Annotated in this window: 18 protein-coding genes; 11 read left to right on the top strand and 7 right to left on the bottom strand. The window is 63.0% G+C overall.

The genetic code is table 11. The annotated features are described in order from the left end of the window. Positions 1 to 31: 31 nt before the first annotated feature. Complete coding sequence (locus LJ655_RS10520) at positions 32 to 1,267, bottom strand: DUF2252 family protein (protein WP_230561183.1); 1,236 nt, start codon at positions 1,265 to 1,267, stop codon at positions 32 to 34. 375 nt (positions 1,268 to 1,642) lie between these two features. On the opposite strand from LJ655_RS10520, the gene LJ655_RS10515 reads away from it, so the two are divergent. Both LJ655_RS10515 and LJ655_RS10510 read left to right on the top strand, forming a co-directional pair. Next, the gene (locus LJ655_RS10515; RefSeq protein ID WP_230561182.1) at positions 1,643 to 2,017 is read left to right on the top strand and encodes a phage holin family protein; all 375 of its coding nucleotides are present in this window, start codon (positions 1,643 to 1,645) and stop codon (positions 2,015 to 2,017) included. Continuing rightward, positions 2,014 to 2,316 (top strand): hypothetical protein, encoded by a 303-nt coding sequence (locus LJ655_RS10510; protein WP_230561181.1) that lies wholly within the window; start codon positions 2,014 to 2,016, stop codon positions 2,314 to 2,316. The genes LJ655_RS10515 and LJ655_RS10510 overlap by 4 nt, the downstream gene beginning before the upstream one ends. Positions 2,317 to 2,363: 47 nt before the next feature. Here LJ655_RS10510 and phaP read toward each other — a convergent pair whose 3' ends face one another. Then, positions 2,364 to 2,780, bottom strand: coding sequence for a TIGR01841 family phasin (phaP, locus tag LJ655_RS10505; protein ID WP_230561180.1), 417 nt, complete (start codon positions 2,778 to 2,780; stop codon positions 2,364 to 2,366). A 235-nt stretch (positions 2,781 to 3,015) separates the two neighbouring features. Next, positions 3,016 to 3,177 carry a DUF1328 family protein gene (locus LJ655_RS10500; RefSeq protein WP_230561179.1) on the bottom strand — a complete coding sequence of 54 codons (162 nt, stop codon included), beginning with the start codon at positions 3,175 to 3,177 and terminating at the stop codon, positions 3,016 to 3,018. Between the two features lie 452 nt (positions 3,178 to 3,629). Between LJ655_RS10500 and LJ655_RS10495 the strand changes: the two genes are divergently transcribed. From LJ655_RS10495 to LJ655_RS10485, 3 genes are all read left to right on the top strand, one after another. Continuing rightward, positions 3,630 to 4,625: an SDR family oxidoreductase gene (locus tag LJ655_RS10495; protein WP_230561519.1), complete on the top strand. Its 996-nt coding sequence runs from the start codon at positions 3,630 to 3,632 to the stop codon at positions 4,623 to 4,625. 12 nt (positions 4,626 to 4,637) lie between these two features. After that, positions 4,638 to 4,778: a hypothetical protein gene (locus LJ655_RS10490; protein WP_230561178.1), complete on the top strand. Its 141-nt coding sequence runs from the start codon at positions 4,638 to 4,640 to the stop codon at positions 4,776 to 4,778. 107 nt (positions 4,779 to 4,885) lie between these two features. Further along, the gene (locus LJ655_RS10485; protein ID WP_230561177.1) at positions 4,886 to 5,152 is read left to right on the top strand and encodes a DUF2934 domain-containing protein; all 267 of its coding nucleotides are present in this window, start codon (positions 4,886 to 4,888) and stop codon (positions 5,150 to 5,152) included. Positions 5,153 to 5,390: 238 nt separating this feature from the next. Here the strand turns inward: LJ655_RS10485 and LJ655_RS10480 are convergent, their stop codons facing one another. Continuing rightward, positions 5,391 to 5,918, bottom strand: coding sequence for a CinA family protein (locus tag LJ655_RS10480; RefSeq protein WP_230561176.1), 528 nt, complete (start codon positions 5,916 to 5,918; stop codon positions 5,391 to 5,393). 326 nt (positions 5,919 to 6,244) lie between these two features. On the opposite strand from LJ655_RS10480, the gene LJ655_RS10475 reads away from it, so the two are divergent. Continuing rightward, positions 6,245 to 7,204 (top strand): YihY/virulence factor BrkB family protein, encoded by a 960-nt coding sequence (locus tag LJ655_RS10475; RefSeq protein ID WP_230561175.1) that lies wholly within the window; start codon positions 6,245 to 6,247, stop codon positions 7,202 to 7,204. Positions 7,205 to 7,408: 204 nt separating this feature from the next. Here LJ655_RS10475 and LJ655_RS10470 read toward each other — a convergent pair whose 3' ends face one another. Then, the gene (locus LJ655_RS10470; protein WP_230561518.1) at positions 7,409 to 8,005 is read right to left on the bottom strand and encodes a hemerythrin domain-containing protein; all 597 of its coding nucleotides are present in this window, start codon (positions 8,003 to 8,005) and stop codon (positions 7,409 to 7,411) included. A 375-nt stretch (positions 8,006 to 8,380) separates the two neighbouring features. Here LJ655_RS10470 and LJ655_RS10465 point away from each other — a divergent pair, with 375 nt between their 5' ends. Beyond that, positions 8,381 to 8,728: a hypothetical protein gene (locus tag LJ655_RS10465; protein ID WP_230561174.1), complete on the top strand. Its 348-nt coding sequence runs from the start codon at positions 8,381 to 8,383 to the stop codon at positions 8,726 to 8,728. Between the two features lie 312 nt (positions 8,729 to 9,040). Next, the gene (locus tag LJ655_RS10460) at positions 9,041 to 10,180 is read left to right on the top strand and encodes a sensor histidine kinase (protein WP_230561173.1); all 1,140 of its coding nucleotides are present in this window, start codon (positions 9,041 to 9,043) and stop codon (positions 10,178 to 10,180) included. Positions 10,181 to 10,402: 222 nt separating this feature from the next. Here the strand turns inward: LJ655_RS10460 and LJ655_RS10455 are convergent, their stop codons facing one another. Together LJ655_RS10455 and LJ655_RS10450 are read right to left on the bottom strand one after the other, a co-directional pair. Then, on the bottom strand, positions 10,403 to 10,912 hold the full coding sequence (locus LJ655_RS10455; protein WP_230561172.1) for a hypothetical protein: 510 nt from the start codon (positions 10,910 to 10,912) through the stop codon (positions 10,403 to 10,405). A gap of 151 nt (positions 10,913 to 11,063) precedes the next feature. Further along, positions 11,064 to 12,293: an NRAMP family divalent metal transporter gene (locus LJ655_RS10450; RefSeq protein WP_329959692.1), complete on the bottom strand. Its 1,230-nt coding sequence runs from the start codon at positions 12,291 to 12,293 to the stop codon at positions 11,064 to 11,066. A 389-nt stretch (positions 12,294 to 12,682) separates the two neighbouring features. Here LJ655_RS10450 and LJ655_RS10445 point away from each other — a divergent pair, with 389 nt between their 5' ends. The 3 genes from LJ655_RS10445 (at position 12,683) to LJ655_RS10435 (ending at position 16,372) form a co-directional block, all read left to right on the top strand. Beyond that, entirely contained in the window at positions 12,683 to 15,031 is a 2,349-nt protein-coding gene (locus tag LJ655_RS10445; RefSeq protein ID WP_230561170.1) for a PAS domain S-box protein, read from the top strand. Between the two features lie 127 nt (positions 15,032 to 15,158). After that, complete coding sequence (locus LJ655_RS10440) at positions 15,159 to 15,455, top strand: hypothetical protein (RefSeq protein ID WP_230561169.1); 297 nt, start codon at positions 15,159 to 15,161, stop codon at positions 15,453 to 15,455. 344 nt (positions 15,456 to 15,799) lie between these two features. Beyond that, the gene (locus LJ655_RS10435; protein WP_230561168.1) at positions 15,800 to 16,372 is read left to right on the top strand and encodes a ferritin-like domain-containing protein; all 573 of its coding nucleotides are present in this window, start codon (positions 15,800 to 15,802) and stop codon (positions 16,370 to 16,372) included. Positions 16,373 to 16,425: the final 53 nt, after the last annotated feature.

The following is a 16,425-nucleotide window of genomic DNA, read 5'->3' as shown; positions in this document are numbered from 1 at the left end:
CGGCGAGCGCGTGAATGAGCGACGCGACGGCCTACCGGTTGAGCCGGTCCAGTGCGAACTGTCTGCAATGCACGAGGTAATCGGCTTCGTGCACAACCATCAGATCGAGAATGCTGCGCCACAGCCAGGGCGGAGCAGTACGCGTTTTCGTTCGGCCCCTCTGCAATTCGGTAAGCCATGTCTGTCGGCTTCGGGCGTCCATCTGCCCCGCATGCGCCCGCCCGACGACTAAGGCCAGGAAATGCGCGGCCTTGACCGCATCCTTCTCCGAAAGCCGGTCTGCGTCGAACTTGAGGTCCTGCGGCATCAATTCTCGAATGACGACTTTGCAACCGTCCAGGCGGGCGGCACTCATCCGATCGCCAAGCATCGGCGAGAGATGCCGGGCGCCCTCGACCACGCGTTTGGCGTTATCGAGTGGAATGCTGGCGTCATCCCGTCGCGGGGCCGCGGCCGCAACGGCTTGCTTGATGTCCACGAGGAAAGGCGGGCCGCCGGACGAACATCCGTCATCGACATTCAGCAAGACCGCATAACGGCGCCGGCCCAGCGAACTGCAGCCTTTCACCCAATATGCGGCGTCGAGTACTTTCATTTTCCCCTTCGCGCTTTTCTTGCCGGTGAGCGCCGCATAAATAGAGCTGGCAGATTTGGACTCGAAGAGGGTGCGGATTGCTTCGCGCTCTTCGTCCGATAACGGCCAGAATCGTTTGCCGAGCGGTATTGCCAGTTGGGTGTTGTCGATCGTCTGCCGGTCCAGTCGACGCCAGGACCGGTGCAGCGCGTTTTTCATCGCAATCTTCACGACCGCGGGGCGTTGTGCGGCTTTCGTCGCGTCGCTGCGGCTGTCGTCGAAGGTCTGCTCATAGCCATCGGAGAGCGCATCTATCATGCTGCTGGAAACAACGCCGGGCAGGTCCGCGCTGCGTGCGGCGGTAGTCAGCGACAGTCCGAGTCGCAGCAGATCGTGCACGGGGTTGCCGATCACACTCTGGTCAAGGTCGCGAATCTGCACTGCTACGTTGCCTTCGGCGTCGGCGATTGGGCCCAGATTACCGATATGACAGTCCCCGCCGATCCATATCGCGGGTCCGTCGGGCAGCTTGCCCGTTGGCTGGTCGTCGAGCCAGGCATAAAAGCGGGTAGCGCTGCCGCGCACATAGGCGTGTGCCGAGCGGGTCATCTTCAGTCTGCGACGTTCGGTGAGACGCGGTTGCCTTTCGTCGGGACGCGCTACCTCCTCACGTTCTGCCGGTTTCGTTGTCATGACGCTTGCCCCGGATAGGTCACCTGGCGATTCGGCATCGCCTGTGAGAACAGTGCTCCCTTAAACAGCAAGATGGAGGCCTGACGACGCTCGCCGCGCTCCGTCCCGGGCAATGTCACGGTTTGGGAATATGCCTTGCTGAACCTGCATCGAGTGACTGACGTACCGGTGGCTCCAGGCGAGGAACCAGAGGACGTTGCGCACGATGGACGCGGGTGGGGCGTTTCGGCCGATCGACTGTGCCAGTGATATCGCCATGGGCGGTCGCGATCGCAGGCGAGCCAGGAGCGATTGCGGAAAGCGCGCCTTACCGGCGGCTGGCCAAAGTATCCGCATGAGGCGGTCGACGCAAATAGATCGTCAAGGAGGAGGTCAATGTCAACCCATGCGAAACTCACGCGGTGGCGCAACGTCGGGCGATTCTGCATCGAGCGCGTCACCGACTATAGCGAGTTGCTGGCGTTGGAGGTCGAGCAGACGCGCAAGCGTCTGGTGCGCGAGTTGAGTGCACTCGTTGCCTTGGCTGTCGCGGGCCTGTTCACGCTATCGTTCGTCTGCATCGCGATCATCGCTACCGCGTGGCAGACGCCTTACTTTCTCGAAGTGGTTTGGGGGGTGGCTGCGGCCTGGCTGCTCGTTTGCGTCGTCTCTTTCCTGGTCGTGCGCACACAGAGGCCGGCGCAATCACTTCACGTTCTCAAGGACGAGATTCGCAGCGATCTCGACGCTTGCAGGGAGTCGCTCAAATGAGTCAGCCACAACACGCGCATGAGCTTGCCCGGATCACCGTTCTGGAGCGGATGGAGGCATCGCGAACGGCGCTCGTCGCGGCGAACCGGAAGGCCGCGTTGCCCACCGCGCGTGCGGCAGGGCGGCCCTCTGTCGGTAACCTGTACGCGGCGCTCACCGAAGCGCCGCGCGTGACGATGCTCGTTGCCCTCGTCGTGGGCATCATCGTGTTCGGGCCGCGCCGCACGCTGACGATTGCCGGCCGTTCCGGTCTTACCGCGTGGATCGCCAGCAATGTACGGCGGGCGCTCACACGGTGAGTGTTCAAAAGCGCGGACAGCGGGGGCGGGCACACCTTGGTTGTAAATTATCGCGACGCCACGGAAGATTTTCCATTTCGACGAGGGGTGATGATGTCCGCCGTCTCTTTCATGCTCTCGCTCGCGAGCGCCGGATCGCCCGTCAGGATCGATGAACCCACTCCGACCGTCATGTCCTCCAGCGCACCCGTCACGGCCAGGAAGCCTCGGTTCAGTCGATTCTCGGCGTCGCTCACTGCGTCCGCATAGGTATCCAACATGATTTCCGTGGCGTGGCGCCAGTACGCGACGGCCTTGGCCGTCCCGGCGAACGCAAAGCCAGCCTGTAGCCGCCACGCGCCGAGCATCGATCTCTCGTCCGCCGCCTTGACCGCGACGGCGCATTGTTCGTCGATTGAAGTCAGAACCGCCGTGCGGTTGAGTTCAAAAAACCTCTCCGCTGCGCCGACATAAAGGTCGGCCAATGCGCCGCCGTCTGCACGATTCGTTGTCGCATGCTCGCTCGCCTTGTATCTGGAACAACAACAAGGGCTTCGTTTGCCATGATCGTTTCCTCGATGGTTTGGACCGGTGTTTCGGCCGAAAAGCATCAGCAGGGAACTGATGCAGTCCGCTGCTTCGCAACCGCCATTCCCGTGACCAGAGCAGTGGGCGGGTTCACACGTCGAATTGACCATGTGTGTAGGCCGCGCCCTGCACTTATCGACGTACGACGCCCATTAGCAGCGTCACAATGAAAATAATCAGGAAAATAAAGAACAGGATCTTTGCGATGCTTGCCGCCCCCGCAGCGATGCCCCCGAATCCAAACACAGCGGCAATGATCGCGATAATGAAAAATACCAGGGCATAGTAAAGCACGTGGTGACCTCCGCCTTGAATGATTCCGCGCCGGGCTGCGCGGATGCATTCCACTTCTGAGCAACAGTCAGGCCCACCCGTGCCATTCGGACCGACGGCCTCGCCGCGAGTCAACCCGCTTGATCGAGCGGCGTCTGGTTGCCGGCCTGATGCCTGGCACCCGAACCAGTGATCGTGGCGGCGCCGTCACGATCAACTGCAACGTCAGGTCCGGTTGAGCGAGCTTCGGAAGGTCAGGGCGCGGCCGGCGCACGGGTGGCGTTTGCACGCGACATGACGTGACCGTCGGGAACGAAAACGTCGAAAGGTATGAGCCTTGCTCGATCCTGGTCACATCATGGAAGGAGAAGCCCATGTCCAACGATCGATCGACGACGAGCGCGCCAGGCAGCGAGTCGCAACCGGACAACGACACGCCCGCGGACCCCGTATCGCGAACGCGCCGCAAGGTGATGCAAAGCGCCGCGGCCGGGCTTGCCACGGTCTTTGCGGGCAACGCGCTCGCCGCCGATCCGGGCGCGCCGGATAGCAGCGGCGGCAACGCAGCGGCCGCGCCCGAAGCGAGCGCGTCGCTGAGCGACCCGCGCGGCCTGTATCCGCATCCGCCGTTTCAGGATCAGCAGCAGCCGTGGCCCGGCCTCGCGAGCCGCATGACGCCGCGTCCCGATCACGGCGAGTCGAGCTATCGCGGCAGCGGCCTGCTTGCGGGACGCAAGGCCCTCATTACCGGCGGCGATTCGGGCATCGGCCGCGCGGTGGCGATCGCATTCGCGCGCGAGGGTGCTGACGTGTCGATCGTCTATCTGCCCGCGGAGGAACCGGACGCGCGCGAGGTCGTCGCGCTGATTCGTGGCGCGGGCCGCAACGCGCTCGCGATACCCGGCGACATTCGCGACGAAGGGTTCTGCCAGCAGGCCGTCGATCGCGCGGCGAACGGCATGGGCGGCCTCGACATCCTCGTCAACAACGCGGGGCGCCAGCATAGCCACGATTCGATTCTCGACATCAGCACCGAAGACTTCGACTGGACGCTGCGCACCAATCTGTACGGCATGTTCTGGCTCACGAAGTCCGCGATTCCGCACATGCCGCCGGGCGCGGCGATCATCAACACGAGTTCGGTCAATGCCTACGATCCGTCGATCAATCTGCTCGACTACGCGATGACGAAGGCCGCGATCGCGAACTTCACGAAGTCGCTCGCCAAGCAGATGATCTCGCGCGGCATCCGCGTGAACGCGGTGGCGCCCGGTCCGTTCTGGACACCGCTGCAGGTCAGCGGCGGACAGACGATGAAGAATCTCGAGAAGTTCGGCGCCAACACGCCGATGGGACGACCGGGCCAGCCAGCGGAAATCGCGCCCGTTTATGTGGCGCTGGCGATGTCGCGCGCGAGCTATGTGACGGGGCAGGTGTATGGCGCGACGGGCGGCGAGGGGCCGCCGTGAGCGCGTGAGCGTATGTCCGGGTTCGTGGGGCGTCCGATCGAGGAGAAGAAGGGCGAGCTGCTTGCGGCCTTGCGGCGCACCGGTTGCGATTTCGCCGCACTCGGCAGAAAGATCCTCGTTCAAGTGCTGCGCGCATGGGCAACACAGCGCTGAATTCGTGCCCTCGGAACAACGCTTGCTGGCCTGTAGGTCGCCGCCATTGGCGCGCGGCGCGCGTGGCGCCGTATCGCGGCGTCGCTTATGTTCACGGAGAAACACATATGGACAAGGAACTCGAGGCCCGCATCCGCACGCGGGCGTATCACATCTGGGAAAACGACCCGTCACCGGAAGGCAAGGCCGACGACCATTGGGAAGAAGCGCGCCGGCAGATCGAGGCGGAAAGCGCCGCCGCGCAGCAGGAGCCGGTCGATCAATCCGTCGACCGCGACAAGGCCGCGCGCATCGCGCCCGAAGGGCAACTGCAGGAGATGCCGGGCGACGCGAACGAACCGCCGGAGCGGGACAAGCGCCAGCGCGCCGAATGACGCGCTCGCCACGCTTTTACACCGGCGCCGTCGATGGCGTCGCTGCAACCGGCACCGCGCGTTGGTGGCGCGTTGCCGTGTAAAAGCGGTGAATCGTGGTCAATACTTCATCGCTAGCCCGCTGGTCTTTGAGGAACTCTTCGATGTGCTGAGAGCTGATGCCGTAGCTGTCCTGGTCCGGCGTCTGCGGTGTCGCCGATTGTGTTGAAGGAAGGGGGCGGATTCATCGTGCCGGCTCTCAGGTTGGGTCCCGCTCGACGCGCGGGAGTTGATTGAAGTAATGCTCGACGCGCGCAAGGGCATACAACGCAGCGGCCGAACGCACGGCGTTTCGATCGCCCGAAAAGCGTCGCGTTTCCGCAAACGTGATGAACTTGCCGCCGCGCCGCCGGAACGACCACGCGAAACATTGCGTGCCGGGGGGCGGATCGCGGTCCGAGCCGCCATGCGCACCGCCGTCGGCGAGCCCTGTGTTCGATATCGCGATGTCGGCGCAACAGCCTTCCTGACGCAGTGCGCCTTCGGCCATTTCGCGCGCGACCGCTTCGCTGGTCAGTCCGTATTGCGCCATCGTGCTTTCCTGCACGCCGAGAAAGCCGGCTTTGCCCGACGGCGAGTAGCTGACGAAGCCGACGTCGAGACACGCGCCGCTGCCCGGCACGCTCGCGAGGTATGACGCGATCTGGCCGCTGGTGCACGATTCGGCTGTCGCGAGCTTGAGGCCTCGCGAACTAAGGAAGGACACGACCTGCATGGGAATGTTCATGGTTTTAGCCCGGTGAAGTACGACCGATCCGCACAGGCGTTGGGCGCATGCGGATGCTTCGTGAAGCAAAGCAAGGACCGGTCCGCGCTCGCGTACGACACGCGACGCGAGGCGCGCTGACTGGCCGGTTAGCGCGACTCGGGTATGTGCCTTGCGCGTCCACAATGCGAATACGCGGAGCCGAACGAGGCAGCAACTCCGAAAGAGCAAACTCCGCCAAGCGAGAAGTCAGGGGAGGTCCTCGTTCATGCGGTTGAATACGTGTTCCGCAGAGTGATCCGGCTGCAAGCGGTGGCGTAACGCGCATGAGTCAGAGGACCGCGACGATGAGGACGAAAGCTCCGCCGGGTGATGGTATCGAAAGTGAAGGCCGCGCCGAGACCGGACATGGCGCCAGGCCAGGGTTCGTAGCGGTCGTGCGAGGTGCCGTCAATGGATTTCTGCAGGACCGCTGTGCGACACTGAGCGCCAGCATTGCCTTTTACTCCGCGTTCTCACTGGCTCCCACGCTTCTTATCGTGCTGGCCATAGTCGGCTGGTTCTTCGGAGCGGACGCGGCGCAAGGGAGGCTCTTCGGTCAGATAAAGGACATCACAGGTCCCGAGGCGGCGGACGCGATGCAAGCCATCGTTCAGCACGCGCATCGTGCCAGTGGCAGCGGAGTTGCCGCCGCGCTATCTGGCGTGCTGCTTATCGTAGGCGCTTCCGCCACGTTCTCCTCGCTAAATACAGCACTGGACATCATCTTCAAGGTCGAGTCGCCGAAGGGCATCTCTGGACTGACCTTGCTTCTGCGGGCACGACTTGCGTCGTTTGGGCTGGTGATGGGGCTCGGCTTCCTGCTTGTGGTCTCGCTAGTCCTGGATGCCGCGATACAGACAGTCGGGCGCGCGGTTCTTGGGAGCGTCACACTAACCGTCGTGGCGGCCATCGCTCAGTCGATTTTTGCACTGTTGGTGATGACCGGCGGCTTCGGCGCACTCATCAAGTGGCTGCCCGACGTAAAAGTCCGACTGCGCCCTGCACTCATTGGCGGTCTGGTATCGGCGATCCTCTTCTCCGTCGGCAGACATCTGTTTGGCCTTTACCTTGCACACGCTGGCACGGCGGGCTCGTTCGGCGCCGCTGGTTCTCTCGCTGTGCTCATGATGTGGCTGTATTTCTCGGCGGCGGTCTTTCTCATCGGCGCGGAGGTCGCAGCGTGCCTCGAGCCCGCTCGCGATGCAGACGCCCAGCACACACGGACCCCTTGGCTGTCGGCCAGCCGCGAGCGCAGCGGCCGGTGACTCCGGGCGATGACGGCTCGACCCGGTTACGCCCGGGACGCACGGTTGCATCGACGCGCCGTTGCTCAGGTCCACCCGCACCGCCTCTACTACGAAACGCGGGGCGACGCGCTCCATGTTGCCGGCGGGGCTGCGCAAACTTGCCGCGGTCCGGCTCGTGGCGCCAGCAGCGAAGCGCGGCCGCAGCGACTGGCCGCCAATGCTCTATGTCCGCCGCCCGGCCCGCAAGGCGCGACGTGATCCCGGCAGCCCATACCGCAGCGCGAGCACGAGAGACAAGCCCAGCAGTGCCGTCGCGAGCGGAAAGGTGCCGGCGTTGTTGAGCGCGATTTCCATCGGACGTTCGCCGAGTAGTTCCATGCGACGGCGCGTCATTGCGGCGCCGAGGCTGTGCAGTTCGTGTTTCAGCACGCGTTCAGCGTCGGGCAGCAGGATCGTTTCCTCATCGGCGACATGGTGCACGACGTTCCGGATCAGTTGCTGAAAGAGGCCGTCATAAGCGGCGTTTTCCGGGCCCATCGAGCGCAGCTTTTCGATGGTCGCCCGCATTTCGTCGTGCTCGGGACGGCTTTTGGCGAGCGTCTCGTCGTCGCCGAGCGCACGAGCCAAGGCGGGGTAGAAGATTTCTTCCTCGAGCTGCGCGTGAATTTCCAGGGCGGCGCACACGTTGTTGACGATGGCGCGCTTGCGCCACCAAGGCGTGGACGCGTGGTAGCGGTGCGACGCGGAAAGGACATGCATGTGGTCGAGCCGGATCATGGCGGTGATCGACGGCGACATCGATGAAGCGTTATCTGACATGGGGTTCTCCTTGGCGCCGGTAGTGCGCATGGTGGTCCGTAGGCTACGCGTTGCTTTCGTCTCGGCGACATGGCGCATGCGGCGTGCCTGTGCCGGCGAGCATTCGTGCGTAGACGCAAGCGGAGGATTCCTCATCACTCGTCCGCGGTTGCGTCGGTGGCGTTGTTCCACGTCAGGACCCGCACGTCGATATGCATTCGCTCGTCCGTTTCACGGCACCAGGACCGAGGGGCGGCATCCTTCGCATTTGCGCACCGAGCCGGGAATGGGCCGTGCTGGATTTCGCTGCTGTTATTGCGCGGCGCCGTGGGCCCAGGATCGGTTTGGCGAGCCCGCATGCCCGCGCGACAGAAACCTGTTTAAGGGAGGTGAACCATGAAATCCTTGACTAAAACGATTCTGTTCTCTGCGCTGGCGATGGCACTGTCGGGTGGCGCGTTCGCGCAGGCGAATGGTGGCGGTGGCGGTGGCGGAGCGGGCGCTGGTGCTGGTGCCGGCGCGGGCGGCGGTAACGCTGGCGGCGCGGCCGGAATCACGTCTCCGGGTGGCCCCGGCGACGCGCCGCGGGCGACAGGCACCGGCGGCGGTATGGGGACCGGCAAGGGCGCAACATCTACCAGCCAGTCGACGAACCAGCCCAGCGGGATGAACAACAGCACGCGTCCCAATACAGGCCACGGCACGAACGATACCGCTGGCGGGACGAGCCATAACGCCCAATAAGCCGTGCGGAGTTGGTGACTTCGCCCTCGTATTCGATCAGTGGCCCGCCAGTGGCGCGCGGCCGCAATGCTGACAGCCGCTCGCCGTGCACCGGCCAGCGGCGTGCCGTGATACCTCGCGGTGACATCGCGTTGCCCTTCATGCCGTAACGGGCTGGTCTAGGATGTCCCTTCAGCGGCGCTTTGTGAACTTACCGAGTCGCGGTCATGCCGAAGATGGCGACGAAGCGATCCTCCGGCAGTCTTCACGCGGATCTAAGGTCTGTCGCCAATTTGCGGGTAACATAAGGCACACTGATCGCGGAGACGACAGATGCGACTTGCTGACTTTATCTCGCGAGACATGGAGCCGATTCTGGCGCAGTGGGAGGCGTTCGCAGCCACTCTTCTGCCGGCAGCGGCCAACCTGGAGGCACCAGGGCTGCGTGATCACGCGCAACAAATCCTGCTCGCCGTGGTAAAAGACTTGCGGACCTCGCAAACCCGGGAGGCTCAGCGCGAAAAGTCGATGGGGCGCGCCCCGGTACTGATCGATGCCACCGAAACTGCAGCGCAAACCCATGCGCTGCTCAGGGCGCGTGCTGGGTTCAATATCAATCAGCTTGCCGCCGAGTACCGGGCACTGCGCGCAAGCGTCCTGCGCCTCTGGATAGACGAATGCGAGCCTCGCGCGCCCCATCTGGAGGACATGATTCGTTTCAACGAAGCGATCGACCAGGCACTTGCAGAATCGATTGGTTTTTTCAGCGCGCAAGTCGAACAGAACAGAAACCTGCTGCTCGGCATGCTGGGACATGACATGCGCAGTCCGCTGCAGGCGATCCGGATGACTGCATCATATCTGGCAGCGCTGAATGCTGGTGAGCGGGTCTCGGAGGCCGCCGCCCGTCTGATCCGTAGCGGAGCCCGGATGCAGGCGCTGCTCGACGACCTCAGTGATTTCAACCGGACCAGACTGGGGCTCGGGATCAATGTCATACCGACGAGTATCAATCTGGCGGATGTACTAGCTGACGAACTGGAGGAACTACACGCGGTACATCCGGACAGGCAGATCGAACTGAGTGTCAGCGGCGACGTAGAGGGAACCTGGGATAGCCGGCGCCTGCAACAACTGCTTCAGAACCTGGTATTGAATGCTCTCAGATACGGCGCGCCGGACACACCGGTGTACGTGGACGTGCGCGGGGATGCGGCGCAGGTCCGAATCGACGTCAGAAACTGCGGACCTGCCATCGAGCGCGCGACGCTCGCGCGCATCTTCGAACCCCTGACGCGAGGAGCAGACCTTTGGCAGCAATCTGGCGGCGAGGGTAACCTCGGACTTGGTCTGTACATCGCACGCGAGATCGCCAAGGCCCATCACGGAGCAATCGAAGCGTGCTCCGACGACACGGAGACCGTCTTCTCGGTGTCACTGCCGCGCGGACTCGGGACGCCAGACGGGCATTGACCCTGTGCGCGGCAAGTGCGGACCACGGTCCCAACCGCCGCGGGCTCGCGGGCTTCGCACCGCATGGTCCGCGGCCATGCGTTCCGGACGGTCCGGTCTCAAGCGCTGCCTCCTTTGCTCCGGTTGTCCTCGAATCGCGCCAGGGGGACAGCGTTTTCAATGGGCTGGAGGCGACCATGTTCGCCTGATGATGGGCCGCTCCTGTTTGCCGCCGTTTCACGGCTACCGTCGCCGCAGTAATGCGGCCGCGAGCAGGCCGCAGCCGAGCGCGACGTAGACGGCGCCGAGCGAGCGGTCCGACAAGTGCGCCTCGAAGCCCGGTGTGAGGCGCGCGGGCACAACCTTGTAGTCAACCACATATGCAGTCAACGCGGTCGCGGCCGCAGCGCCCGCGGCGGCCGCTGGCAGTCGTTGCGGACGAGCACCCGCGATCCGCTCGACCAGCGTTTCGAACAGCACCGCCCAGAAGACGGCGGCCGCCTGGTGAATCGCGAAACCCATCAGCGTGTGGCGCATGCTGAAGCCGCGTTCGTGGAGGGCGCGGCGCGGCCACAGGCTGTGAGTAACCGCGTTGATCGGCGCGAAGGGCGCGCCTTTCTCGTCGGCGGACGCTGCGGCTGCGGCCGCCGCCGCGAAACCGCCGGCGACCAGACCCGAAGGCACCGCGCGGCGCATACTGGCACGGAGCCCGGCGGGCGCGGGGGGAGAAAGGTCGACGTCGGTGGTTTTCATTGCGGAACTCCGGTTAGTGCGCGCGCTCGTGTTCATGGTGGCCAATGCTGCAATTCGGTAAGCCATGTCTGCCGGCTACCCGGACGGAGCACGAATGCGACCGTACGCCGGGAATTTCCGGATGATTCGGGTCGAGCCCGGCAAAACGGAATCACGAGAAAATCTCGGACGTCAGCCACGCCAACACCAGGATGCTCATGGCCGCCGCGGCCAGCCAGCTGCAAGCCCGCAGTGTCCAGTGGGCGCGAATCTCGCCAGCGGCGAGCGATTTGGAACTGAGCATGGTGATCAGCACAATGACGGGAGAGACGGTAGCGCCGTTGAACACCGCGCTCCAGTACAAAATGCGCACGGGGTCGAGGTGAAGGACCAATAGCAGCGCGGCCGCTAGCAGTCCCGCTGCCATCAGCGCCAACAGCGTCTGCGCGATCCGCCGGTCGCGCTGCTCGCCGTGCGGCCCACCGAAGGCGCTTACGGCTGAATTCGCCGCGGAACCGGCGAGCAAAGGCAGGGCGAGCAGCGCCGAACCGATCAGCAGCAGGCCGAGCGCCTCGCCTGCAAAATGGCCGGCGACCGGGTCGAGTGCAAGCGCGGCGTCTTCCAACGTCAGCATCGGGCGGCCGGACGCATGCAACGTCGTAGCCGTCGCGGCGAGCATGAACCAGGCGGTCCCGTTTGAACATGCAGTGTGGATCAGGATGTTCTTGCGGGTCTTGCGCAAGTGGCGCTCCCGAATCGCTGCTGCTTCAGGCGCCGGGCAGTGCTCGATTCGACCGTGCAGTTCCTCCACCTCCTGCTCGGCTTGCGAGAACAGCAGATAGGGACTGACTGTCGTACCCAGCACTGCGAGCAGCATCTCGAGAGAGTCTTTGGACGCCGTCAGTCGCGGCATAAAGGATCGCAGTGCAACAAGTTTCCACGGTGTGTCGACCACCAGCAGCACGGCCGCATAAAGGAATAGTCCGGTGGCGAGCCATTGGACGATGCGGGCATAACGCGGATAGGGGACGAACCACTGAAGCCCTATCGAGAGCAGCGTCGCCAACACCGCCCATAGCACGACCGGACCGCGGCACAGCAGCCGCACGCCGATACCCATTGCGACGATGTTGGCCACGATATTGAAGAGGTTTGCCAGCAGGAAACGCGCGACGGCGAAATAGAGCACGGGCCGTGACTCGTGTTTTCTGAGGTTTCCCGTTAGCCCGCGGCCGGTCACGGCTGCGATGCGCGCGGAAACGAGCTGAAGCGCGACCAAAAAGGGATAGGACAACACAATTGCCGCAAGCATGTCATAGCCATATTGCGCGCCCGCGAGAGAATAAGTGGCGATGCCACTCGGGTCGTTGTCGGCCGCAGAACTCGCAAGGCCAGGCGCCACGCCTGCGGCCCACGAGTGGGAGCGCGTTTGGGGGGGCTGCGGGTGGTGATCTCCGCGTTTCGCTGCGCAGACATGCGAACTCGTCGATGACAGCCGGTCAGGAAAATAAGCACACGGCAGCACGGCTTGTACCCGGCTCACAGAACGCCGACGAAGCCGGTCAAAATTCGGCCAACGCAAATTCGTGGCTGTGGTCTTCCGAGTCGGGCCATTGCGCCGGCGCCCGGCTGCGAGGCCCGCTTCTTGCTCGCCGATGGATGTTTTCGTCAACGCCTCTAACGCAGACTTCCTGCTCCCGCTTGTGAATCCGCGCGCGTGGCACGCGCGCTATCCGGGCAGGAGAAGACGAAAACACCGACAACCGCAGACGATGGAGCTCGAGGAGCATCATGCCTGATCGATCAGGTCACGAAGTATCGGAACAGGAAGCAACGCTGCCGGCATCGCGCTCCTGGCTGGAGGCGTGGGTCAGAACGACGGAGAACGTTGGACTTTTTGCCGTCTCGGAAAACGGCACCGTGCTGACATGGAGTCCGGGGTGCGAGCGCATGTGCGGCTACCCGCCGGCGGCAATCGTGGGCCATTCGATCGACATGCTTTTTGCCAGCGAGAGCGATGCAAGCCGCGTGCGTGCCGCTTTGGCGACGCTTGCAACGCGCAACGAGGTGGAATTGGAGAGCTTGTGTTGCCGCAAGGACAAGAGCCGCTTCTGGGCCGAATTCGTTGTGACCAGATTGACGGCGTTTTCATCCGAGCCGAATCTGGCGGTTCTGATCAGAGATGCGAGTGACAAGCGCCAGGCCTATGACGAGGCGATCGAAAGCGGGCGTGCTTTTCGGATGCTGGTCGGGGGTGTCACAGACTACGCGATTTTCATGCTCGACCCTCACGGGGTGGTGACAAGCTGGAATCCCGGCGCGCGCCGCATCAAGGGATACAGCGAGGAGGACATACTCGGCTCCCATTTCTCGAGGTTCTATACGCCGGAAGATGCCGCGGCCGGCGCTCCGCAGCGTGGCCTGGACACGGCGCGTCGCGAGGGCCGCTTCGAGGCGGAGGGCTGGCGCGTTCGCAAGGACAGCAGCCGTTTCTGGGCGCATGTGGTGATCGACGCTATTTACGACGATCACGGCAAGCTCGCCGGATTTGCCAAGATCACTCGCGACATTACGGACCGGGCCGAGGCGGCGAAGTTGCTCGAACAGACGCGTAACGAACTTTTCCAGTCACAGAAAATGGAAGCGCTGGGCAAGCTGACCGGTGGCGTGGCCCACGATTTCAACAACTTGCTGCAAATCCTGCGAGGCAACCTCGAGCTGCTTGCGGTACGTTACCGCTCCGATGTGTGGACGCGCGAACGTCTGGAAAAGGCGTCAGAAGCGATCGAGCGAGGGGCAAAGCTGTCCATGCAACTGCTCGCCTTCGGGCGCCGCCAGCCGCTTGCGGCCGACGTCATCAACATTGGTGACATGCTCAAAGGGATGGATGACCTGCTGCGCCGGGCGCTCGGCGAGGAAGTGCAGATCGGAACCGTTGTCGCGCCCGAGCTCTGGAACAATCTGCTCGATTCGCATCAGCTGGAAAACGTCATTCTAAATTTGTGTATCAATGCGCGCGACGCGATGCCGAACGGCGGAAAGCTGGTCATCGCGGCGTGCAACACGATACTTGATGACGAACACGTGCGCGGCCTCGAGGATGTCGCGCCGGGTGAGTACGTCATGGTGTCCGTTACGGACACAGGCACGGGGATGACACCCGAGGTGATGGAGAAAGCGTTCGATCCGTTCTTCACGACCAAGGGCGACGGACAAAGCAGCGGACTCGGTCTCAGCATGGCATACGGTTATGTCAAGCAGAGCGGAGGGCATATCGGGATTTCCAGCAGGGTCGGCCACGGGACTGCCGTCAAGATGTATTTCCCGCGATCGGCCGGCCAGGTGACGCGAGCGGTGCTGGAGGAGAGTGTCCCGGCTGCCGGCGGACACGAAACGATTCTCGTCGTCGAGGATGACAGGATCGTACAGTCAACCGTCATCGAGATGCTGGTGTCGCTCGGCTACCACGTGCTGAAAGCCGACAATGCAACGCAAGCGCTCACGATCCTGCGAAGCGGTGTTCGCGTCGATATGCTCTTTACCGACGTCGTGATGCCCGGGTCAATGGCGAGCCCGGAAATGGTTCGCATCGCGCTATCGTTATTGCCGGATCTGAAGGTGCTGTATACCTCAGGCTATGCACAGACTGCAATCATTCACGATGGCAAGCTCGACAGAGGCGTGCAACTGCTGAGCAAGCCCTACAGCAGGGAACGGCTTGCACAAAAGATCAGGCAAGTATTCGAAGCAAAAGATGCGTCCGCCGGAACAAAAGCGAGGCAAGCGAGCCGCGTGCTCGTGGTGGAAGACGAGCCTGAATCGCTCGAGGCGACCTGCGAACTGATCAGGATGATCGGGCATGAGGCATCGCCGGCGCTAGACGCAAACATAGCCCGGCAAGCGCTGCGTACAGGACACTTCGACGTGCTGCTCACAGACCTTCGCTTACCCGGCATGTCAGGCAGCGATTTCGCGATGGAGGCCTCGCGCGTTGATCCCTCGATTCGCGTCATCATTGCGTCCGGTCAATTCCCTGATACCGGCGGGTTGCCGGGCGTCGCGTCCCCGGAACAGAACGGCTGGCGAATGCTATTGAAACCATTTACCGCGCAACAGCTCCAGCAGGCGATCGAAGAATAGTGCACAGGTATCGCCTGCCGGTTCCGTCAACTGTGAAAGAAGCGGTCCAGGTTGGTCCGGCACGCGCCTTGCGCAACGAAACGGCGGACTTACCCTCGTTCATTTATTTGACTCAAGGAGAAAATCAATGAAGAGCAGCAAGAAATGGCTCGTCGCGGCAGCACTGTCGGTTTCGATCTCCATTCCGACAATTGCGTTCGCCCAGACTAGTGGCGGAGGCAGCGGCAAGGGCAACTCGAACGGTCCCGGTGGCGCCGAAAACGGTGCTATGAGTTCGCCCAATCAACCCGGGGCGGGCATGGCGGCGCCCACTCCGCATACTTCGAAGTCGCACAAGACGTCGATGCATTCGCACAAGAAACCGGCTACAGACACCACGAATATGCCAGGTGCCGACGCCAGTAGCGATACGAAGGGTCAGTAGGTCTTCTGTATTGACAGCGCAGGCGTGGATGCACTGGTTGCGTCCGCGCCTGACGTGCCTTGTAGTTCTTTTGCGCTGGCCTGGCGGCGGCGCGGTGGGCCGCTGCGACCGCACTGCCGCTATCGACTGCAGTGAAAAAATGAGCAAGTCCTTCAGGTCGCTGCCGCCTACGCGGCTTGTAAAGTTTTCATAGCGGAGCCCGCTGTCGCCGGCCTTGATATGGCCGGTCAAATGACCATGGGTCGCGCGGGCATGCCGATTGCTGTCATGGTTGACTGAGAGCAGGGGATGTCACCGCGCAATAGCGGGCATTACATTCCCCCACCGGAAAAAGGAGAGAATCGATGATGAAGTCACCCGCAGCCAAAGACGCTGTACCGGAATCGAGCGATCCGTTCGTGATGGATCTCCAGAAAATCCGCGAAGACGCGCGCAAGCACATGTCGGACGGTCCGGTCACGCAAACGTACGGCGCGGACCGCAACACGGTACTGAAGCTGCTCAATGATGCCTTGGCGACCGAGATCGTCTGCACGTTGCGCTACAAGCGGCACTATTTCATGGCCAAGGGCATTAATTCCGAAGCCGTGGCAAATGAATTTGCCCAGCACGCTACTGAAGAGCAGGAGCACGCCGACCGGATTGCCGAGCGCATCGTGCAACTCGGCGGCGAGCCGGACTTCGCGCCGGATAGCCTGAAAACGCGTTCTCATTCGGAGTACCAGGAAGGCACGGATCTGACCAGCATGATTCGCGAGAACCTGGTGGCCGAGCGGATCGCAATCGACACCTATCGCGAGATCGTTCGCTACCTCGGCCAGAAGGACGTCACTACGCGCCGGCTGTTCGAGGAAATTCTGGCGGTCGAGGAAGAACATGCCGACGATATGGCTGATCTGCTTCAGGGACGGGAGTAGTGCTTAGGAGAGGGAAGAGGGCTTCCGTGCGCCGAGGCTGAGGGGGAAGCCGC

Source organism: Paraburkholderia translucens, assembly GCF_020881035.1.
Lineage (GTDB): Bacteria > Pseudomonadota > Gammaproteobacteria > Burkholderiales > Burkholderiaceae > Paraburkholderia > Paraburkholderia translucens.
The sequence above is the reverse complement of the archived record's forward strand: the minus strand, read 5'-3'. Positions and strand labels throughout refer to the sequence as shown.

Bases quoted from the DNA above. Each gene is read 5' to 3' on its own strand.
- LJ655_RS10435 (WP_230561168.1), top strand. From the start codon at position 15,800: ATGATGAAGTCACCCGCAGCCAAAGACGCTGTACCGGAATCGAGCGAT.
- LJ655_RS10485 (WP_230561177.1), top strand. From the start codon at position 4,886: ATGGACAAGGAACTCGAGGCCCGCATCCGCACGCGGGCGTATCACATC.
- LJ655_RS10495 (WP_230561519.1), top strand. From the start codon at position 3,630: ATGCAAAGCGCCGCGGCCGGGCTTGCCACGGTCTTTGCGGGCAACGCG.
- LJ655_RS10465 (WP_230561174.1), top strand. From the start codon at position 8,381: ATGAAATCCTTGACTAAAACGATTCTGTTCTCTGCGCTGGCGATGGCA.
- LJ655_RS10445 (WP_230561170.1), top strand. From the start codon at position 12,683: ATGCCTGATCGATCAGGTCACGAAGTATCGGAACAGGAAGCAACGCTG.
- LJ655_RS10460 (WP_230561173.1), top strand. From the start codon at position 9,041: ATGCGACTTGCTGACTTTATCTCGCGAGACATGGAGCCGATTCTGGCG.
- LJ655_RS10490 (WP_230561178.1), top strand. From the start codon at position 4,638: ATGTCCGGGTTCGTGGGGCGTCCGATCGAGGAGAAGAAGGGCGAGCTG.
- LJ655_RS10520 (WP_230561183.1), bottom strand. From the start codon at position 1,267: ATGACAACGAAACCGGCAGAACGTGAGGAGGTAGCGCGTCCCGACGAA.
- LJ655_RS10510 (WP_230561181.1), top strand. From the start codon at position 2,014: ATGAGTCAGCCACAACACGCGCATGAGCTTGCCCGGATCACCGTTCTG.
- LJ655_RS10480 (WP_230561176.1), bottom strand. From the start codon at position 5,918: ATGAACATTCCCATGCAGGTCGTGTCCTTCCTTAGTTCGCGAGGCCTC.
- LJ655_RS10515 (WP_230561182.1), top strand. From the start codon at position 1,643: ATGTCAACCCATGCGAAACTCACGCGGTGGCGCAACGTCGGGCGATTC.
- LJ655_RS10470 (WP_230561518.1), bottom strand. From the start codon at position 8,005: ATGTCAGATAACGCTTCATCGATGTCGCCGTCGATCACCGCCATGATC.
- LJ655_RS10455 (WP_230561172.1), bottom strand. From the start codon at position 10,912: ATGAAAACCACCGACGTCGACCTTTCTCCCCCCGCGCCCGCCGGGCTC.
- LJ655_RS10475 (WP_230561175.1), top strand. From the start codon at position 6,245: ATGAGGACGAAAGCTCCGCCGGGTGATGGTATCGAAAGTGAAGGCCGC.
- LJ655_RS10440 (WP_230561169.1), top strand. From the start codon at position 15,159: ATGAAGAGCAGCAAGAAATGGCTCGTCGCGGCAGCACTGTCGGTTTCG.